14 protein-coding genes are annotated in these 17,972 nt (G+C 38.0%); 5 read left to right on the forward strand and 9 right to left on the reverse strand.

Translation table 11 applies throughout. The features are described 5' to 3' along the window. Positions 1 to 206 precede the first annotated feature (206 nt). Complete coding sequence (locus MKZ26_RS04760; protein WP_340764753.1) at positions 207 to 1,562, forward strand: hypothetical protein; 1,356 nt, start codon at positions 207 to 209, stop codon at positions 1,560 to 1,562. Between the two features lie 103 nt (positions 1,563 to 1,665). Here the strand turns inward: MKZ26_RS04760 and MKZ26_RS04765 are convergent, their stop codons facing one another. The 4 genes from MKZ26_RS04765 to MKZ26_RS04780 form a co-directional block, all read right to left on the reverse strand. Further along, on the reverse strand, positions 1,666 to 2,580 hold the full coding sequence (locus MKZ26_RS04765; protein ID WP_340764755.1) for a Gfo/Idh/MocA family oxidoreductase: 915 nt from the start codon (positions 2,578 to 2,580) through the stop codon (positions 1,666 to 1,668). A gap of 167 nt (positions 2,581 to 2,747) precedes the next feature. Continuing rightward, complete coding sequence (locus MKZ26_RS04770; RefSeq protein ID WP_067208479.1) at positions 2,748 to 3,554, reverse strand: carbohydrate ABC transporter permease; 807 nt, start codon at positions 3,552 to 3,554, stop codon at positions 2,748 to 2,750. 33 nt (positions 3,555 to 3,587) lie between these two features. Continuing rightward, positions 3,588 to 4,466, reverse strand: coding sequence for a carbohydrate ABC transporter permease (locus MKZ26_RS04775; protein ID WP_255428645.1), 879 nt, complete (start codon positions 4,464 to 4,466; stop codon positions 3,588 to 3,590). Between the two features lie 130 nt (positions 4,467 to 4,596). Continuing rightward, positions 4,597 to 5,898 carry a sugar ABC transporter substrate-binding protein gene (locus MKZ26_RS04780; protein ID WP_067208477.1) on the reverse strand — a complete coding sequence of 434 codons (1,302 nt, stop codon included), beginning with the start codon at positions 5,896 to 5,898 and terminating at the stop codon, positions 4,597 to 4,599. A 419-nt stretch (positions 5,899 to 6,317) separates the two neighbouring features. Here MKZ26_RS04780 and MKZ26_RS04785 point away from each other — a divergent pair, with 419 nt between their 5' ends. Further along, the gene (locus MKZ26_RS04785) at positions 6,318 to 6,935 is read left to right on the forward strand and encodes a YesL family protein (protein ID WP_340764758.1); all 618 of its coding nucleotides are present in this window, start codon (positions 6,318 to 6,320) and stop codon (positions 6,933 to 6,935) included. 254 nt (positions 6,936 to 7,189) lie between these two features. On the opposite strand, the gene MKZ26_RS04790 is transcribed toward MKZ26_RS04785, so the two are convergent. From MKZ26_RS04790 to hxlA, 4 genes are all read right to left on the reverse strand, one after another. Next, positions 7,190 to 8,974 (reverse strand): sulfatase-like hydrolase/transferase, encoded by a 1,785-nt coding sequence (locus MKZ26_RS04790; RefSeq protein ID WP_340764760.1) that lies wholly within the window; start codon positions 8,972 to 8,974, stop codon positions 7,190 to 7,192. Positions 8,975 to 9,089: 115 nt separating this feature from the next. After that, positions 9,090 to 9,443 (reverse strand): winged helix-turn-helix transcriptional regulator, encoded by a 354-nt coding sequence (locus MKZ26_RS04795; protein WP_067208470.1) that lies wholly within the window; start codon positions 9,441 to 9,443, stop codon positions 9,090 to 9,092. 453 nt (positions 9,444 to 9,896) lie between these two features. After that, positions 9,897 to 10,451, reverse strand: a complete 555-nt coding sequence (gene hxlB / locus MKZ26_RS04800) for a 6-phospho-3-hexuloisomerase (RefSeq protein ID WP_340764761.1) — start codon at positions 10,449 to 10,451, stop codon at positions 9,897 to 9,899. Position 10,452: 1 nt separating this feature from the next. After that, positions 10,453 to 11,094 (reverse strand): 3-hexulose-6-phosphate synthase, encoded by a 642-nt coding sequence (gene hxlA, locus MKZ26_RS04805; protein WP_340764763.1) that lies wholly within the window; start codon positions 11,092 to 11,094, stop codon positions 10,453 to 10,455. A 1,010-nt stretch (positions 11,095 to 12,104) separates the two neighbouring features. Between hxlA and zwf the strand changes: the two genes are divergently transcribed. From zwf to gndA, 3 genes are read left to right on the forward strand one after another with little or no spacing between them, the layout of a single operon-like run. Next, positions 12,105 to 13,628, forward strand: a complete 1,524-nt coding sequence (gene zwf / locus MKZ26_RS04810; protein ID WP_340764765.1) for a glucose-6-phosphate dehydrogenase — start codon at positions 12,105 to 12,107, stop codon at positions 13,626 to 13,628. A gap of 31 nt (positions 13,629 to 13,659) precedes the next feature. Continuing rightward, positions 13,660 to 15,003 carry a glucose-6-phosphate isomerase gene (locus tag MKZ26_RS04815; protein ID WP_340764768.1) on the forward strand — a complete coding sequence of 448 codons (1,344 nt, stop codon included), beginning with the start codon at positions 13,660 to 13,662 and terminating at the stop codon, positions 15,001 to 15,003. Between the two features lie 26 nt (positions 15,004 to 15,029). Beyond that, positions 15,030 to 16,478, forward strand: coding sequence for an NADP-dependent phosphogluconate dehydrogenase (gene gndA / locus MKZ26_RS04820; RefSeq protein ID WP_340764770.1), 1,449 nt, complete (start codon positions 15,030 to 15,032; stop codon positions 16,476 to 16,478). Between the two features lie 323 nt (positions 16,479 to 16,801). Here gndA and MKZ26_RS04825 read toward each other — a convergent pair whose 3' ends face one another. After that, complete coding sequence (locus tag MKZ26_RS04825) at positions 16,802 to 17,680, reverse strand: patatin-like phospholipase family protein (RefSeq protein WP_340764771.1); 879 nt, start codon at positions 17,678 to 17,680, stop codon at positions 16,802 to 16,804. Positions 17,681 to 17,972 lie beyond the last annotated feature (292 nt).

Raw genomic sequence — 17,972 nt, forward strand, 5'->3', positions numbered from 1 at the left:
TATTCAATAGTATTGTATGTAGACTTTCATTAAAAGACAAGTCTTATTTGAGTCCTTTTATGTCGAATTTCTTTTATCATGCATTAGCGCTTTCATTTCTCATTTTTGACAGAATTACTAGAAGAAAGTATTATAAACAAAACATTAGGTTAAGAGACACTATCCCGTTATTTCACTTTTCTACAACGATAAGGAGGGAACTATTTATGCATAGAAAGAATAATGTACAAGATAATTCAGATATTAATATCGGTATCATCGGGCCAAAAGCACTTGTCGATCAAACACGGGAAACACTGAAAACGTTTCCAAACTTTAAGCCTGTTTTCCGAATCATCGAACCTACGAGTCTTATCACAGAAATAACTAGGGAATTAATGAACGATGTCGAAGTATTAATGTTTACTGAATATCACTCATATAACATCGTCAAACAAGTTGTCGATTTTATAATCCCTGTGCATCATATGCCATTAATGGGCACTGGACTTTACAGGTCATTATTTATCATTAAAAGTAGGTACAGTTTAAAATGCCTGTCCATTGATACAGTTGAAGAAAAGTATGTTGAACAAATTTTATCAGAACTTGAAGAATTCAATTATGAACTTCTTATCTATAAAAACCCTTTACAAAGTACAATCATTGAGGAAATAGTACAATTCCATATTGACAATTATCAGAACTATAATGCAATTGCACTTACAGGGATTCAGGACGTAGCGATTCAATTATCTGCTCGACATATTCCCCATGAATGGGTAACACCTACTCAACAGGATATGATCGTTTCTTTGGAACGAGCCCTCTTAGCAACGAATACACGAAGAAATAAAGAATCGCAAATTGTTTTCGGTTTAATTAATATAGACAATTTCAAAGGTGTAACGGAAAAATATTCTTCTGAGCATGATGTTCAATTATTAAAATTAACTATCCAACAAATGCTACTTGATTATATTAAACTGCTTGATGGGCATCTAATCAATTTAGGTGGAGAAGAATATTCATTCATTACCACCCGCGGTATTTTCGAACGTGAAACAAGGGGCTATAAATTCATTCCCTTACTCCAAGATATTAAAAATGAACTTGGCATTACGATAAGTCTTGGTGTCGGCTTTGGCCGTACCGCTGCCGAAGCAGGCAATCACGCACGATTAGCGCTCCGTCAATCAAAAGATTTAGGTGGAAACGTTTGCTATATTGTTCGTGAAGATCGCAGTGTCTTGGGGCCTGTCGATATAACAAGCCATAAACAATATGAAAGATATAATTTAGCCATTACAGACCCACATTTGTTAGATAAAGCTGAAAAGGCCGGGATGTCAGCTTCCTATATGACAAAATTAATGGCACGCGTTTCTAGGCATAAAAAAATTGATTATACTGCCCAAGAATTAGCTTCGACATTAAATGTAACCATTAGGAGCGCCAACCGAATTCTATTAAAATGGATGGATGCTGAACTGGTTGATATTGTTGGCGAAGAAAAATTATCGCACAAAGGAAGGCCCCGTCGTATTTATCGACTAAGCTTTATTGAGGAAGAGCAAAGATAACAAACACCTTTATAAGTCGATGGGAAAATCACTGTATTTTTCATCGGCTTTCATTTGACTACTAAAACCTCAGCTCTGAAAGATATAGTATTTTCACTGTTTGTTAAATAATTATTGTTTTTCTATAATGACTACTTTCGTTAGCCGCCTCAACGAAACGGATAACCTCTTTTGTTTCACTTAAAGGAACCCTCGAAATTCCATCGTGAAAAAAATCCATAATTTGCTCCAATAAACTAGCGTAATAAGGTTTTTGGTATAAATTAATATCGACATATTCGGTACCATTCTCAAAGTGAATCAATGCGCCAAACTGAGCGTTTCCTTTTCGATTACCTCTAACCGTTCCTATACGACCATCCTTCCAAATGCCTGTAATAACGTCATGTTCTTTGTCTGTTATGGTCGTTACCGACTTTGCGCCTTGACCTAGAATAGTAAACAGCATCTCTATCATATGAATCCCATACCAAAAGAAGCCTTGTTGTTTATCCAGTAGTTCCATTGGTCCAAAACAATCAGCACCTATAACTCTTCCTCTATCCGAATTTCTAAGAACGTTTGTTAAATTTTCTGCATAACGTAGCGCAGATGTACTCATAATGGGTGTCTGATTGCCCTCAGCTAATTGAATCATGGCGATAGCAACTTTTGAACTTAGACTAAAAGGTTTATCGATAAAAATAGGTTTTTTAAACGCAACAAGATTTTGTAATTGCTCATGATGCACTGCCCCATCGACTGATTCCAACAAAATCGCATCACTTTCATTCGCAACTTCCTCAATAGAATCCACGATTTCAACATCAAAGCTATCCCTGAGTTCTCTAGTAAAGCCGTCAATCCGGGACATGCTAAGCTCGAAATTAAGTGATCCTCCTGGAAAAGCAATCACTACTTTTCCACCTTGCACATGGTATCTTTTGCTCGGATCATTTAATAGCTTAGTAAATGCCAACACATGCGATGTATCTAGCCCAATAATGCCGATTTTTAAAGTACAAACGGTATTCTCCACTCCTTTCTAATCATTTTCACCTATAAAAGTTGAACAAATGAATACCTTATATACACTGAGCGAAGACGCTTTACAAGAGGTAGCTAAATCTCTAAGACTAGCAGCGAAACTGCTTGGCTTATGACAGAAGGCATCCTCTAGTGCCGAAGCTTATTCAGTGGGACACTTTATTTCAATCCTGACATTTGAATTCCTTCCGTAAAGTAACGCTGGAAGAATAAGAATATGAGGAAAGTCGGTATAAAAGAAACTGTCGAACCAGCCATTTCAATACCAAAGTTCCCTTCTTTCCCAAGCATTGAAGCTAAACCAAGCGTCACTGGGAACATTTTCTCTTGCGTTAAGTAAATCAGTGGTTGGAATAAATCATTCCAGTTTGAAATAAATGAAAATGTTCCCACTGTAGCTACAACAGGTATCGAAAGTGGCAAAATGACTTTGAAAAATATTTGTATATCATTCGCCCCGTCAATATATGCAGCTTCTTCCAAATCATTCGGTATATTTTGTAGAAATTGTCTAACTAAAAATACACCCATAATTCCCCATAACTCTGGAACAATCAATGCCCAATAAGTATTTATCCAACCGAAATCAGAGAACATAATGAATTTAGGTATAATTAATAGTTGCTGCGGAATCATGATAACTGCCATGAAAACCCAAAATACGATTTCTCGTCCTGGGAATTTCTTCTTCGCAAAAATATAGCCTAAAACCGCACAAAATATCATTTGACTCGCTACTGGAATGACGGTAATAATAACAGAGTTGAAAATCCATCTGATAAATATTCCGTCTCTCATTATATATAAATAGTTTTTCATTGTAGGATGGTCCGGTATCCAGAATAATGGATCTAATTGTGCATATTGAACATCCTTAAAAGATCCTAAAATCATAATAAGAAACGGCAATAGAAAACAAAATCCCAAAACAATTAACGCTATATACGAGATCATTTTTTTAAGCATTTTTTCAATCTCCTTTCTGCGGTCATCTACACATTAGTAATTATTCGATTCTTGTCCTAGATATTTTCTCTGTATAAGTGAGATAACTAGGATAATAAAAAATAATACATAAGAAAGTACAGCTGCATAACTTAAGTTAAGACTTGTAAATCCTTGTTCATACAAATAATATACAATGGTTGTCGTAGCATAATTCGGACCTCCACCTGTTAATAAATAAGCTGAATCAAAAATTTGGAACGAACCGATTGTTGTTGTTATTGCGACAAAAAAGTGAATGGGCTTTAATAATGGAAATGTTATCGTCCAAAATATTTTAAATGATGATGCCCCATCAATTCGTGCCGCCTCATACAATTGTCGATCAATCGACTGAAGTCCAGCAAAGTAATAAATCATCGTACTTCCGGCAACTTTAAATATACTCAAACCCGCTAAAACTGCTAGGGCTTGGCTAGAATTAGATAAAAACAATTGTGGTTCGATACCAATAAAACTAAGCAAGTAGTTGATCATTCCCGCCTCTGTACCTCTAAATAACCAACCCCAGATCCCGGCAATAATTACGAATGAAGTGACCACTGGCAAGAAAAAGATTCCTTTAAAAAATCCTGCTGATTTAACACCCGAATTGATAATTAACGCTAAAATTAACCCTAAGCCCATCGTTGGCACAATATAATATGCTGAAAATTTCACTGTATTCCAAATAGCTTTCCACGCCAATGAATCGGTCAAGAAGTACTTCCAATGTTTAAGTCCTACAAATTCTGGGTCACCAATTACTTTCCAATCCATAAATGTTAAATAAAAGCTCAATGCAAAAGGATATATCTGAAAGATTATGAAATGGATTAAAACAGGGATGAGAAAGATATATACGATAGCATTACGGTTCCACTCACGTTTCACTCTTTCTCCCAGTGGCAATTTACTCTTTTTAGAAGCTACTGCATTACTCAGTGTAATCACCCTTTCATATGTAAGTTAGTAACAGAGAGCTTGATCATTTATTGATCAAACTCTCTGCTTTACTAACATTTTATTTGCCGATCTTACCTTCAATCGCTTTTGCGGCGGCATCTGCTGCTTCTTTTGGTGTTTTCTTCCCTTCCATCATTGTTTGAAGTTCAGCTTGTATTAACGGCATGATTGTACGTCCTTCTGGATGGATAACTCCCGGTAATGCAAATTGTGTATAATCCGCTAGCTGTGCAAGATATTTTTGCTCTCCAAAGATATCTTTAGCTGATTCTCTAGTAGGGATATACTGTGTGACTGTGTTAAATTTCTTCTGATTATCTGAATCCGTCACGACTTTGATAAACTCTGCTGCAGCTGCTGGATTATCCGTATTAATTGGCGCTACAAACATCCCTGTTGTTCCATATGTTAATTGTTCCTTATTTTTCATTGGTGGAGCAATAACGAATTCAAAAAGGTTTTGACTTAACATACGACTTACTGAAATACCTGAACCTTGAACTGCTAACATTTTTCCGCCTTCCCATAATGCATCATGTTCTAATGCAGTAATTGAATCTTTCGGAATCCAGCCCTCGTTATACATTTTATTGATGAACTCAAATGCTTCCACTCCTGCTTCATTGTTAATTAATACTTCATTATCTGCCGTAATAACATCTCCGCCAGCTTGCCATAGGAATGGATATAACGTTCCATTCATTGATCCTCCACCTTGAAAACTTGTTGCATAAAAGCCCTTGTCTTTTGCTTTTTCAGCCCACTTTTCAAAATCTTCCCAAGTTGCAGGTAAATTTGCAGGATCTTCACCAATCGCTTTGATTACATCGACATTATATAAATATGTGTAGGCTTCTTGTAAGATTGGCAGTCCATATAACTCATCTTTCCAAGTTGTAGAAACTAACGCTGTATCTACAAAATCATCAATATCAAAGCCTTCTAAATAGGGATCTAACGCTAGTAACATACCCGCATCAGCGTACTGTGGCATCTGATCAGGTATTACGTAAAACACATCAGGACCATTGTTTGCTGCTAAAGCTGTAAGTACTTTTTGATCACGATTGGCCCATGGAATCTGTTCAAAATTTACTTTCACACCTGTTTGCTCTTCATAAGAAGCGATGACTTCATCCCACATCGCGCCCTCAGTTTCTTGATCACCAGTAAATGGATGTGCCCAAACTGTTATTTCACCAGAGAGCCCCGTTTCCTTTTCTGTTTCTTCTCCCACCACTTCTGGTTTTTCTTCACCAGTTTCTTCTTTTTCAGCGCCAGTGTCAGTATCAGTAGAACTACATCCTACAATTAAAGCTCCAAGTAATAGTAATAATAGAAAAAATCCAATTCTTCTCATCTAAATAACCCCTCTCAAATTATATTGATTTGATTTAGTTATAATTGGTCTATTAAACTACAATACGAATTACCCCCCCTTTGCAATTCGGTAGCGACTCTCACTGCACAATATACTTTTCTCGGCTCTAAACCGATTGGGTAAGAATCTTTTGAGTACTCCTTCAAACTTTCTCTACTACAGTTAACAAAAATACTTGTGATCACCTTTTCAAAACAATTAAATAGACTGAAGTAATTGAATTGCGCGTCCATTTTTATCAGATTACATTATTTCTCATCAAGAGACAAGTCTCTAAAGCGTCTTTAATTGTGGACATGCGATTATTAATTTTTAAAAATCCTTCCATATTTGTGCATATTAATGGTTGCTAATTTCAATGTTTTTAATATATAGTTAACTATTGAGAGGTGATAGACATGGTTGGTTGGGAAAAATTTAATAGAATTTCTTATAGAATGATCGAGTTAGCTTATATTAATTTACTTTGGATCTTTTTTACATTAGTTGGCTTAATCGCTTTCGGTATCTTTCCAGCTACAGCTGCCATGTTTGCAGTTGTCCGTAAATTAATTCGAGGTGAAGAGAAATTCAAAATACTTCCTATGTTTTGGACTTTATTTCGGACTGACTTTTTAAAGACAAATGGTTTTGGACTTATTTTTCTAGTCATTAGCTACTGCTTTTATTTCAATTTTTATTTCTTACAGTTAAATAGTGGTGAATTACAGTTTTTATTCCCCGTACTAATTTTCATTCTTATTTCAAGTATCATCACATTACTATTTTTCTTCCCAGTCTATGTACATTTCAACTTAAAGTTTTTTCAATACATCAAACAGTCTTTCTTAATCGCAATTACATCTCCGATTGAAGTCATCACTATTGGCGCTTTAGCTGTTGGTATCTACTTTGTCTCTACACTTTTCCCTGGGATTATCCCACTATTTACTGGTAGCGTATTTGCATATATAGCTACACTAATAAGTTTCAAATCATTTGCTCGAATAGAGAAGAAGATAGGAGCACCAACTTAACGCTTTTTCCCCAGATTTTTACATTGGCCCCATAAATGGTGCTCCCCTTCCCAAAAAGTAAACGCAGATGGGACTTTTCAGTAGTACTTTGTGAACGAATTAATTATAAACAAGCCAGCGATTCAGTCGGATTAATCGACTGAATCGCTGGCTTATTAATTACTATTTGTGTGAATAACTATCAGAAAAAGTACCAGATATAGAAACAAATAAGATTTATTTTCTTACCCATAGTTGTGCTTCTCACCTACTAATTATTCACCCTTACTGCAATTCGGCATGCCAGGAACTTTCCCACTCGCTGGCGTCAGTCTTTTTTTTCTGCACTGCTCTTCAAGCACCTTTGTTAACACTCGTTGAATAATGGCCGATTCGATTGTTGCAAATGCTGGATCGGCAAGGTTTGTTTTTTCTAGTGGATCCTTAGTAAGATTGTAGAGCTCATATTGCTCCGGAACTGGTTCTGTTTTTATTATCGGCACATAACAACCATTTTGTTCAGTTATGACTGTATCACTAGATCCTGGATTCGTCCAAAATTTTGGGTTGTCAAAATATCGGGCGAATTTCCATATCTCATCACTCTTATCTATTCCAGTTTCTAGCTTAGTAATCACCGCCTCGATGTCATTCGGTTCAACAACCGATTTATAGGGTTTGCCCGTGATTGCATTTGTTTGATGTATACCTTTGAATACATCATCATCTGTCATGAAATAGAGTGGTTCATTTGCACCAAAAAACCTTTCATGCCCATAAAATAATGGAGTCAAATTTCTACCAACTAACGGAAGTGCTTCGGTGTGATCTTTTGAAAGATTTTCACGGATTAAGTCTACGTTTATTCCCGTTAGTCCCAGCAATGTTGGAAGTATGTCGACATGGCTTGTTAGCATATTTGTACATTTAGCTCCTCTGAATAGGGTTGGATTATGAATGATTAATGGGACATGAATCGATTCTTCATACATATTGTACCATTTTTGATAGAGGCCGCCATGCGCTCCCAGTTGTTCTCCATGATCAGACGTGAATACAATGATTGTGTTGTCATAGAAACTTGAGTTTTGAAGTGCTGTTAGGACCTTAAGCATTTCATTGTCGGCCTTTTTTTGTAAGCTGTAATACAATTGACGATAAAAATTATTGTCAATTATCGGTTGCAATGCTTTTGGATACGTAACACGATAGCTTTCCTGAGCAGATGGTTTAGTAAACAATGATTCCCCTACTGTTGGTGCCGGTGGGATGTATGGGAGAGTTGGATCGACTTCAAAATTGAAATTCGGGGAAACTGCGGATAGCACTCCATATAACGCAATATCATGAGGGTTTATGAAGGAGCACTTTATAAACCAAGGTGTCATGTTATTCGTACACTTTGAAATTTCATGTAGGGATTCGATAAGCTTTACTGTTTCAGCAGCGTACACTTCATCCCTCCCACTTGTGCCTATTCCCGCAGACGAACCGGAATTTCGAGGATCCGCGCCATGGGGTTCCGGTCCAATCCAATCGGAGTATCCAAAGTTTTCGAGACGGTTCGCTTTTTCATATATTTTTTCTTGCTCTTTATTTGGAACGCCAGTTGCTGGATTATAGCTAGGTAATGCATTATGAGTGCCCGGGATTAAGATATCTTCGTCTGATGCATGCCATTTCCCTTTCCAAAATGTATCATATCCTGCAGTTCGAAAGTAATCTCCCATCGTTGGAACAGTGTTTGGATCAAGCCAAAATACATCTGGGTCAAATGATCCCTTAGCAGCACCCGGCGTTTGAGTAACACCGTGAAGCGAAGGATATTGTCCAGTATATAATGTTGCCCGGCTTGGTGAGCAGGCTGTACTCCCAGCATAATGATTATAAAACTCCATACCATTCTTCCGAAGTAATTCTTGCGCAACTAAATTTTCTTTTCGCCATTCCTTCAATTCCTTTGTTTCATAAACCGATGGAAAGCGTTCCTGATCAACCATTAAGAACAAAATGTTGGGTTGTTTCTTCTTGTAGGGATATTTTCCTTTGTAGGAATCCATTGTTATTACCACCCTTTCTAAAATCATAAGTACTTATATACCATATGTAGAAAGGCGTCGTATTGTATCAGTGATTTGGGTAAGCCTTCTTAAATCAAAAAACTGACGTACCCATTTATAGGTCGTCAGTTTTCACTTCCAAGACATTCTCCATATAATCTTTACCCCATTCATACATTGTTTCTAGAATTGGCATAAGACTTCTACCATGTTCAGTAAGTGAATACTCAACTTTTGGAGGAACAACAGCATATACTTCGCGATGGACAATCAAATGGTCTTCAAGTTCACGTAATTGATTTACAAGCATCCGTTGGGTGATACCAGGTATGAGGGTCTTTAATTCACCGAAGCGTTTAGTTCCTTCCTTGCCAAGATGCCATAACACAAGCATTTTCCACTTGCCGCCAATAATTGCAAGCGTCAATTCTTTTTCACAATTAAACGCTTTCTCACCTAAGTTCGGCATTTACTCCACCTCCATTCTCTATCATAGTATACTTTTCACCACTATGTATGAAAAAAGTACGTACTTTGAATTCAATCATATACAGGCTTTATTAAAAACTAAATCATTAACTATTACCTATTCGAAAATCCGCGCTCTCTTTTAATTCCTTTCCTGCTTTGCACATTGCAATACCTAACTATCCTCGCATGTTATTCAGTTAGCTGTCTAGTAAAGCAACTTTGGTTACAGGATAGATATACTAATAAAAGTACACCGATAGTATGAATGAACAAAAGAACTGATTTCCTTTTCGAAAAAGCGAAATCAGTTCTTTTGTTTATTCTTTTAACCACCGCAGATTTGGTTGTACGATTAGCTCACATACAGTTTGCACACTTTGGACTAGAAACAAATAAGTGCCTTTATAGTCCGAAAATAACCCCTACAGGCTCGATACATAGGTAAGAGATATCATTCCAAATTAGCATGTCGTCCATACATCTCTTCAGAATTCAATCCTTTTTTCTCCATAAATCTCAAAATAACTGCATCATAAAATAAGAGAAGCGATTGCTCGAACAGTGATCCCATCGGTTGGATTGACTTCCCACTATTGCCTTCCCCTTTTGCTTGGGCAGGTATTTCAATTTTAATATCTGCCAACTTCCCAATTGTAGAATCAGGATTAATGGTAACAGCTACCACTGTTGCACCAATGCTCTTCGCTTTTTTAGTCATTGCAGCCAAACTTTGGGTCTCACCGGATCCAGAACCGACAATGAAAATATCATCTGGTTCTAGATTCGGAGTTACCGTTTCGCCTACAATATACGAATCAAGACCTACGTGCATCATTCGCATTACGAATGCCTTAGCCATGAATCCAGAGCGTCCCCCACCTGCAACAAACACCTTTTTCGCACATAAAATTCCTTCTACTAATTTTTCGGCTTCTTCACTATTAATTAGATTAATGGTTCGCTTTAGCTCGGCCAAAATTTCATCTGCGTAACTTGTGGTGTTCATTTTACACCATCACGCCTTCTTTAATTAGCTTTTGAATTTGTGCAGCTTCAGCTTTTTTGTCGTCTTTACTTGTGATTCCACCACCAACAATGATTAGATCTGGTTGTGCTTTAATCACTTCTGGTAATGTCTCAAGCTTAATACCGCCAGCAATAGCAGTTTTAGCATTTTTCACAATGCTTTTAATTGTGCGTAGGTCTGCGAATGAATCTTTACCTTCTGCTTGCAAATCATAGCCTGTGTGTACACAGATATAATCTACGCCCATCAAATCAAGCTCTGCAGCACGTGTTTTAATGTCTTTTACTGCAATCATATCGACCAATATTTTTTTATCGAGTTTTTTTGCTGCTTCAACAGCACCTTTAATGGATGAATCTTCTGCTTGCGCAAGAATAGTAATAATGTCAGCGCCTGCAGCAGAAGCATTACCTACTTCATAACCTGCAGCATCCATGATTTTAAGGTCTGCAAGAACTTCTAAGTTAGGATATGCAGCTTTTACTTCTGCAACTGCTTTTAGTCCTTCTTTGTTTATAACTGGCGTACCGATTTCAACGATATCGATATATTCCTCTACTTCTTTAATAAGTTCGATGGCCTCTGGAATGTTAACAAGATCTAATGCTAATTGTAATTTCATTTTTTCATTCTCCTTTTAGTCGTTTTTTGATGCAAACTTAGTGTATATCCTAAAGTCAAAATTGTGAAGTACGCACTTTTAAATCACATACAGACAAATAGTATACTGTGAAAATCCTTTTAAGTAATGGAGTTACAAGATAACAAATTGATTTCATCATTTCATTACTGCCTCTAAGTCAATATATTGATTATAAAAAAGTTAAGTTTTCTTTTAAAAATCGAGTTCAGTGTCTGTTAAAAATACTATTTTCTATATATGTTGAACAAAAGAATACGGCGTATGTGCTTTACAAGGGCTTTTGGGAGGTCACTGTAAAAGTCCTAGTACTTGGAATTAATTAAACTTCTACCAATACCGCTTCGATGCTTTGTGGATGCCTCCCGCGATAAGCCTGAAAGAAGACCCCTTTCAGTCTTATCGCTTCGGCTACCACGAAGACGCGCCTTCGCTGGATGGTCTATGTGAGAAAGCGCATTTCATTAGCTGTGATGAAGTCCTCAACCTGGATTGCGTCTTTCTTGACTATAATTATATATGTTGAATCCGGTATACATACTGAGCGAAGGCGCCTTAACAGGGGTAGCCAACCGAACAACGAAGAGTTCGGTTTGTATAATTTCTGCGTTCTTCGCAGAAATTATACAGTTAATGCCAAGAGGTTATTCCAGATAGGTTAAAGAATACCTCATCTGGCTTAGGGCGGGAGGCAACCCCAAAGCGCCAAGCGATCTACAATCCACACCCCGAATTACAACTCTCTCATTAATGAGCGCCACAGCAGATTCAGTGTGATTCTTTAATTCAACATATACATAAGCCAACTGTTTCATTTTCACACTCCTTATCATTTCTTTTTATAATTACAAGCTACAGTATACTTTTAGTCACTATATGATGGTAAAGTGCGTACTTACATTAATTGACCGCAGTTAGTATAGTGAGAACTGTTGCGATTATCATTCAAAGCTTAAACGGAATATTAATTGTAAAAGTAGGGGGAATCGAATATGGATACCGAAAATTCCTCTGAAAGATTTGATGTTAAACATTGTTTAACGGAATCCCAAGAGGAATGGATCATGCCAGACATGACTTTTATTTTATTTGGAGCAACGGGAGATTTAGCCCAACGAAAGCTATTTCCTGCTTTATATAATTTATTTCTCGATGGAAAAATGCCGGATTCTATCTCAATAGTCGGTTTAGGTAGATATTATTGTTCTAACGAATTTTTTCAATCTAAAGTGGAAAAAGCACTCCGGTTATATTCCAGAAGAGCTGTTCAAACTTCTGGTTTGCAAGATTTCCTAACTAAGTTTCGCTACTTAGCATTTGATGCAACAGACCGTGGATCCTATCTGAATTTGTTCGAACTCATCAAAAACAGAGAAAACGAGTTAGATATACCAGAAAACCGACTTTTCTATTTGTCTGTCGCACCGAAGTTGGTTGATGTTATTACGTCAAATCTTTACGCAAATGGTATAAGTCAAACTTTAGGCTGGAAGCGAATCATTGTTGAAAAACCGTTTGGAAGTGACCTGAAATCGGCACAGCAATTGAATGATACTTTGAGCAAAGCCTTCAGCGAAAAAGAAATCTATAGAATCGACCACTATCTTGGAAAACCAATGGTCCAAAGTTTTGAAACCTTAGTACTAGCCAACCCAGCATTAGAAGCTTTATTAGATCATAAACAAATTGCCAATGTTCAAATCACAGCAAGTGAAACGGTTGGAGTAGAAACACGAGCTGATTATTATGATCAGGCTGGAGCCATACGTGATATGGTTCAGAACCACCTTTTTCAGTTAGTGATGATGATAGCACTGCACCTCCCCGGGGAAGTAACGACCAAAGAAAACGAAATTCAGAAAATGGAAATCATAGAATCTCTTCGACCAATTCTTAAAGATAAAGTTTACCTGAATGTTGTTCGCGGACAGTACGAATCTGGAGTGATTCTTGATACACCAGTTGCTGGCTATAAAGAGGAGCCCGGGGTGAATGACTCTTCAATGAATGATACTTATTTCGCAGCGCGTTTATATATTGATAATCCGTCTTGGAATGGAATCCCAATTTATATACGCACGGGGAAGCGGATGGATAAGAAGTCTACACGAATTGTCTTTGAGTTAAAGAATAAGGTAGAAGAATCAAATGTCCTTCAAACTGAAGAGATAACTCCTAATTTATTGACATTCGAGATTAGTCCAAACGAAAGTATATCTTTAAGGGTGAATATGAAAAATCCTTCTAGTAACCGTTTTTATCCTGTTTATATGAACTACTCGACCAATTCTAAAGACCAACCAGAAGCATATGAACTACTTCTAGTTGATGCAATGCTCGGTAATAAAGCATTCTTTGCCCATTGGAAAGAAGTCGAATTATCTTGGAAGTGGATCCAACCGATTTTGGAGGCATTTCAGGAAGATATGTTGCCTTTATATCCTTACCCTGCTGGCTCTACAGGTCCAGAAGCAGCCAATCAACTAGTGCAATCCAATCAATTTAATTGGTGGTAAATAAAAGATAAAGTCCAAAGGAGATAAAAAAATGACAGTTTCATTTGATTACACCAATGTTTTATCGTTCATGAAAAATAGTGAACTTGAAAATTTAAGCGGATTTGTAAAACAAGCTCATAACCAAATCCATCAACAAACAGGACCAGGTTCTGATTTCTTAGGATGGGTTGACTGGCCAGTTACCTATGATACAGAGGAGTTTACCAGAGTGAAGATAGCTGCTAAACGAATTCAACAACAGTCAGACGTGCTAGTTGTTATTGGTATTGGAGGTTCTTATCTGGGGTCTAAAGCAGCAATTGAAGCATTATCACATACGTTTCATAACCAAATCAAAGGTAATACGGAAGTATACTTTGCTGGTCAAAATATCAGTTCTACCTACATCGAACATTTACTACAATTGTTAGAAGGGAAAGACGTTTCTATAAATGTTATTTCCAAATCAGGTACAACAACAGAACCCGCTTTAGCATTCCGTATTCTCCGTGAATATATGGAACAAAAGTATGGAAAAGAAGAGGCAAGAAGTAGAATTTATGTGACTACTGATCAAAATAAAGGTGCACTTCGAAACCTTGTTTACGAAGAAGGTTATGAATCATTTGTTATTCCGGATAACATAGGTGGACGGTACTCAGTTCTGACGCCTGTTGGCTTACTTCCAATCGCAGTAGCCGGTCTCGATATTGACAAAATGATAGCAGGAGCAAAAGCCGCCTATATCAAATACGATGATCCCGTTCTCGCAACGAATGAAAGTTACCAGTATGCAGCGGTAAGAAATATTTTCTATAATAAAGGGAAATCAATTGAATTACTTGTGAATTATGAACCTGGTCTACATTATGTAGCTGAATGGTGGAAGCAGCTCTTTGGAGAAAGTGAAAGTAAAGATGAAAAAGGACTCTTCCCTGCATCAGTTAATTTTACAACGGATTTACATTCGATGGGTCAGTATATACAAGAAGGGCGGCGTCTTTTCATTGAAACAGTCCTACAGATAAAAAAGCCCCAAATTGAACGAACGATTCAAGATGATATCGACAATATTGACGGTTTGAATTTCCTATCAGGAAAAACAATGGATGAGGTAAATAAGAAAGCTGCACTGGGTACTGCCCTCGCTCACATAGATGGAGGTGTTCCAAACTTGCTTATTGAGTTGGATGAACTCAATGAATTTACCTTTGGGGAAATGATATATTTCTTCGAAAAGGCTTGTGCAATAAGTGGAACATTGCTCGGGGTAAATCCATTTGACCAACCAGGGGTAGAAGCTTATAAACAGAATATGTTTGCGCTACTTGGCAAGTCTGGTTTTGAAGTAGAAAAACAAAGTTTAGAAAGTCGCTTAGATAAAATCAAATAACGTATACAAAGGAATGAGAGTAAAATATGATCAAACAACAAATGGGTGTTATTGGTTTGGGCGTAATGGGGATGAACCTTGCGCTAAACATCGAAAGTAAAGGCTATTCGGTAGCTGTCTATGATTATTGGACAGATCGAACAGATGAATTTTCCAACAAAGAAGCGAAAGATAAAGCTATTCATGGTAGCTATAGCATTGAAGATCTAGTCGCTTCGCTAGAAGTCCCACGTAAGATCTTATTAATGGTTAAAGCCGGGGAAACAACAGATACAGTGATCCAGTCCCTTGTCCCTCATCTTCAACAAGGGGATATTCTTATCGATGGAGGAAATACATTCTTTAAAGATACGAATAGACGTACAGCAACCTTAAAAGAATCAGGCATACATTTCATTGGTGCAGGTGTTTCTGGTGGAGAAGAAGGAGCTCGTAACGGCCCATCGATTATGCCTGGAGGCTCAAAAGAAGCTTACGAACAAGTGAAGCCCATTCTTGATGCTATTTCGGCAAAAGTTGACGGTATTCCCTGCAGTGCATATATGGGTCTTGATGGAGCTGGACATTATGTGAAAATGGTTCATAATGGCATTGAATATGGTGATATGCAACTGATTTCCGAAGCCTATTTCATCATGAAACATGCACTTGGTCTTGAAGCGCAGGAGCTGCATGAAATATTTTCAGAATGGAACAAGGGAGAACTCGACAGCTATCTCATTGAAATCACAGCAGATATTTTCACAAAGATGGATGAAGAAACTGGGAAACCGCTCATTGATCAAATTCTAGATGTAGCCGGACAAAAAGGCACAGGAAAATGGACTAGCCAAAATGCGTTAGACTTAGGCGTGTCCCTTCCAATCGTCACAGAGTCCGTATTTGCACGATTCATTTCTTCTGTTAAGGGAGAGCGCGTTGCAGCAAGTAAACTACTAAAAGGCCCTGAACTGAAAAAGTATGTAGGTGATCCAAAAGAGTTGATTGAAGCGATTCGTAAAGCTTTATATATGAGTAAAATTTGTTCATATGCCCAAGGTTTTGCGCAAATGCGTGCAGCATCTGAGGAGTATGATTGGAAAATCCCTTACGGAGAAGTAGCCATGATTTTCCGTGGAGGATGTATCATTCGTGCCCAGTTCTTACAGAATATCAAAGAGGCATTTGATATTAACAGTGACTTGCCAAACCTATTAGTTGATCCCTATTTCCAAGAAATAGTAGGAGACTATCAGAATTCGCTTCGCGAAGTAGTAGCCGTAGCCATTCAACATGGAATTCCAATTCCTGCTCTCTCAAGTGCATTGGCTTACTATGATAGTTACCGTACGGAGACATTACCGGCCAATCTGATCCAAGCTCAACGCGATTATTTTGGCGCACATACCTATGAACGCCTTGATAAAGAAGGCCATTTCCATACTGAATGGGCAAAAACAAAAGCGCAAGCGCCTGGTCAGGGGCGACAGGCATAAGACGGGTAAAGGAAAGGCAGCCTAAGTTCGCGACTTCGTGTCGCAACGACTGCATGACCTGCATCCTGCAGGCCCAAGCGGCGTTCTTTGCCGCACAGCCGGACCGACAAATTAAGGAACACAGCCAAAGTACGCCGCGTCCTGCGGCAAAGTCTGCGTGACCCACATCCTGTGGGCCTCCGAGCCCCTAGGCGCTGCAGTCTAGACGTGAAATAGGCTATTTCGCAGGTTATTCATAGTACGAGATTTTATACTTTCCTAAGCTCTAAAAAAAAGTACCGGGTACCGAAACGACTCATAATCGTTTTGGTACCCGGTATTTTTCACCATGTTTTCAAAAATTGAATCGTGCTGTTGCGTCCCGCTTCTATAAGTCCCTCTTTTGTTTCTTGATCCATATCAAACTGGGTTGCACTATAATCGTCAACTGGGATGAAAATGATATTTCTTTCATGCTTTCTCGAAATATACCTTTCATCATGCGAATTTTTCATCGTCGAAAAAAGGGCTTCAAATAAATCTAAGGCATTGTCAATTTTATGTCCCGGCATTTCTTCTTGGCTACGACTTAACTTCAAACCAAGGACTGGACGTTCTGTATTTCCACCTTCGTCGTTAAATATCCACATAGGAAAGTTGCTCAACACCCCGCCATCCACAACAATCGTCTCTCCCTTCCCTACTTTTAATCGTACCGGTTCAAAGAAAAATGGAATTCCGCAACTCATGCGTAATGCACGAGCAATTGGAAACGATTCTGCTGATATTCCATAGCCCTCCAAATCGTCGGGAAGCACAATCATTTTTCCATTCGTTAAATCCGAAGCAACAAGCTTTAGTTTTCCCGGCGGTAAATCTGAAAATGTATAGACATCTTTTGCTGCTAATTTTTCTGAAAACCAATTCTCCAACGCATTACCTTGGTATAAACCAAGTCGCCAGTACAGTTGAAACCATTTCATTAACGGTAAAGGAATTATTGTTTTCCGTGGATCAAGAAGTACCTGGAAATCTTGTTCATCCAGCATCTTTTCAATTTCCTTAGCCGAATAACCAGCCGCAATGAAACTGGCAAGAATTGCGCCCGCACTCGTTCCAGCTACACGATGAAATCGATACCCCTTTTCTTCGAGGACTTGATAAGCCCCAACTAACGCGAATCCTTTTAATCCTCCTCCTGAAAAAACTCCATCTATTAACATAGATAATCTCCCCCATTTCTATGCCTTGTTACACTGTAGGAGGAACGGGAGGAAATTAGAACGAACTTTTGGATTCAAACGCTAGGGAATGGGATGATTTTTATAAATATGCTTGGTTTAGTCTGACTTATGATTGGTTAAGTAGCAGATAGGATTGGTCGGGCTAACTTATGATTGGTTGAGCAGCATATATGATCGGTCGGGGCTAACTTATGATTGGTTGAGCAGCATATATGATCGGTCATGGCTGACTTATGATTGGTTGAGCAGCATATATGATCGGTCGGGGCTA

Origin of the sequence: Sporosarcina sp. FSL K6-6792 (genome assembly GCF_038004885.1) — a bacterium.
Taxonomy (GTDB): Bacteria; Bacillota; Bacilli; order Bacillales_A; family Planococcaceae; genus Sporosarcina; species Sporosarcina psychrophila.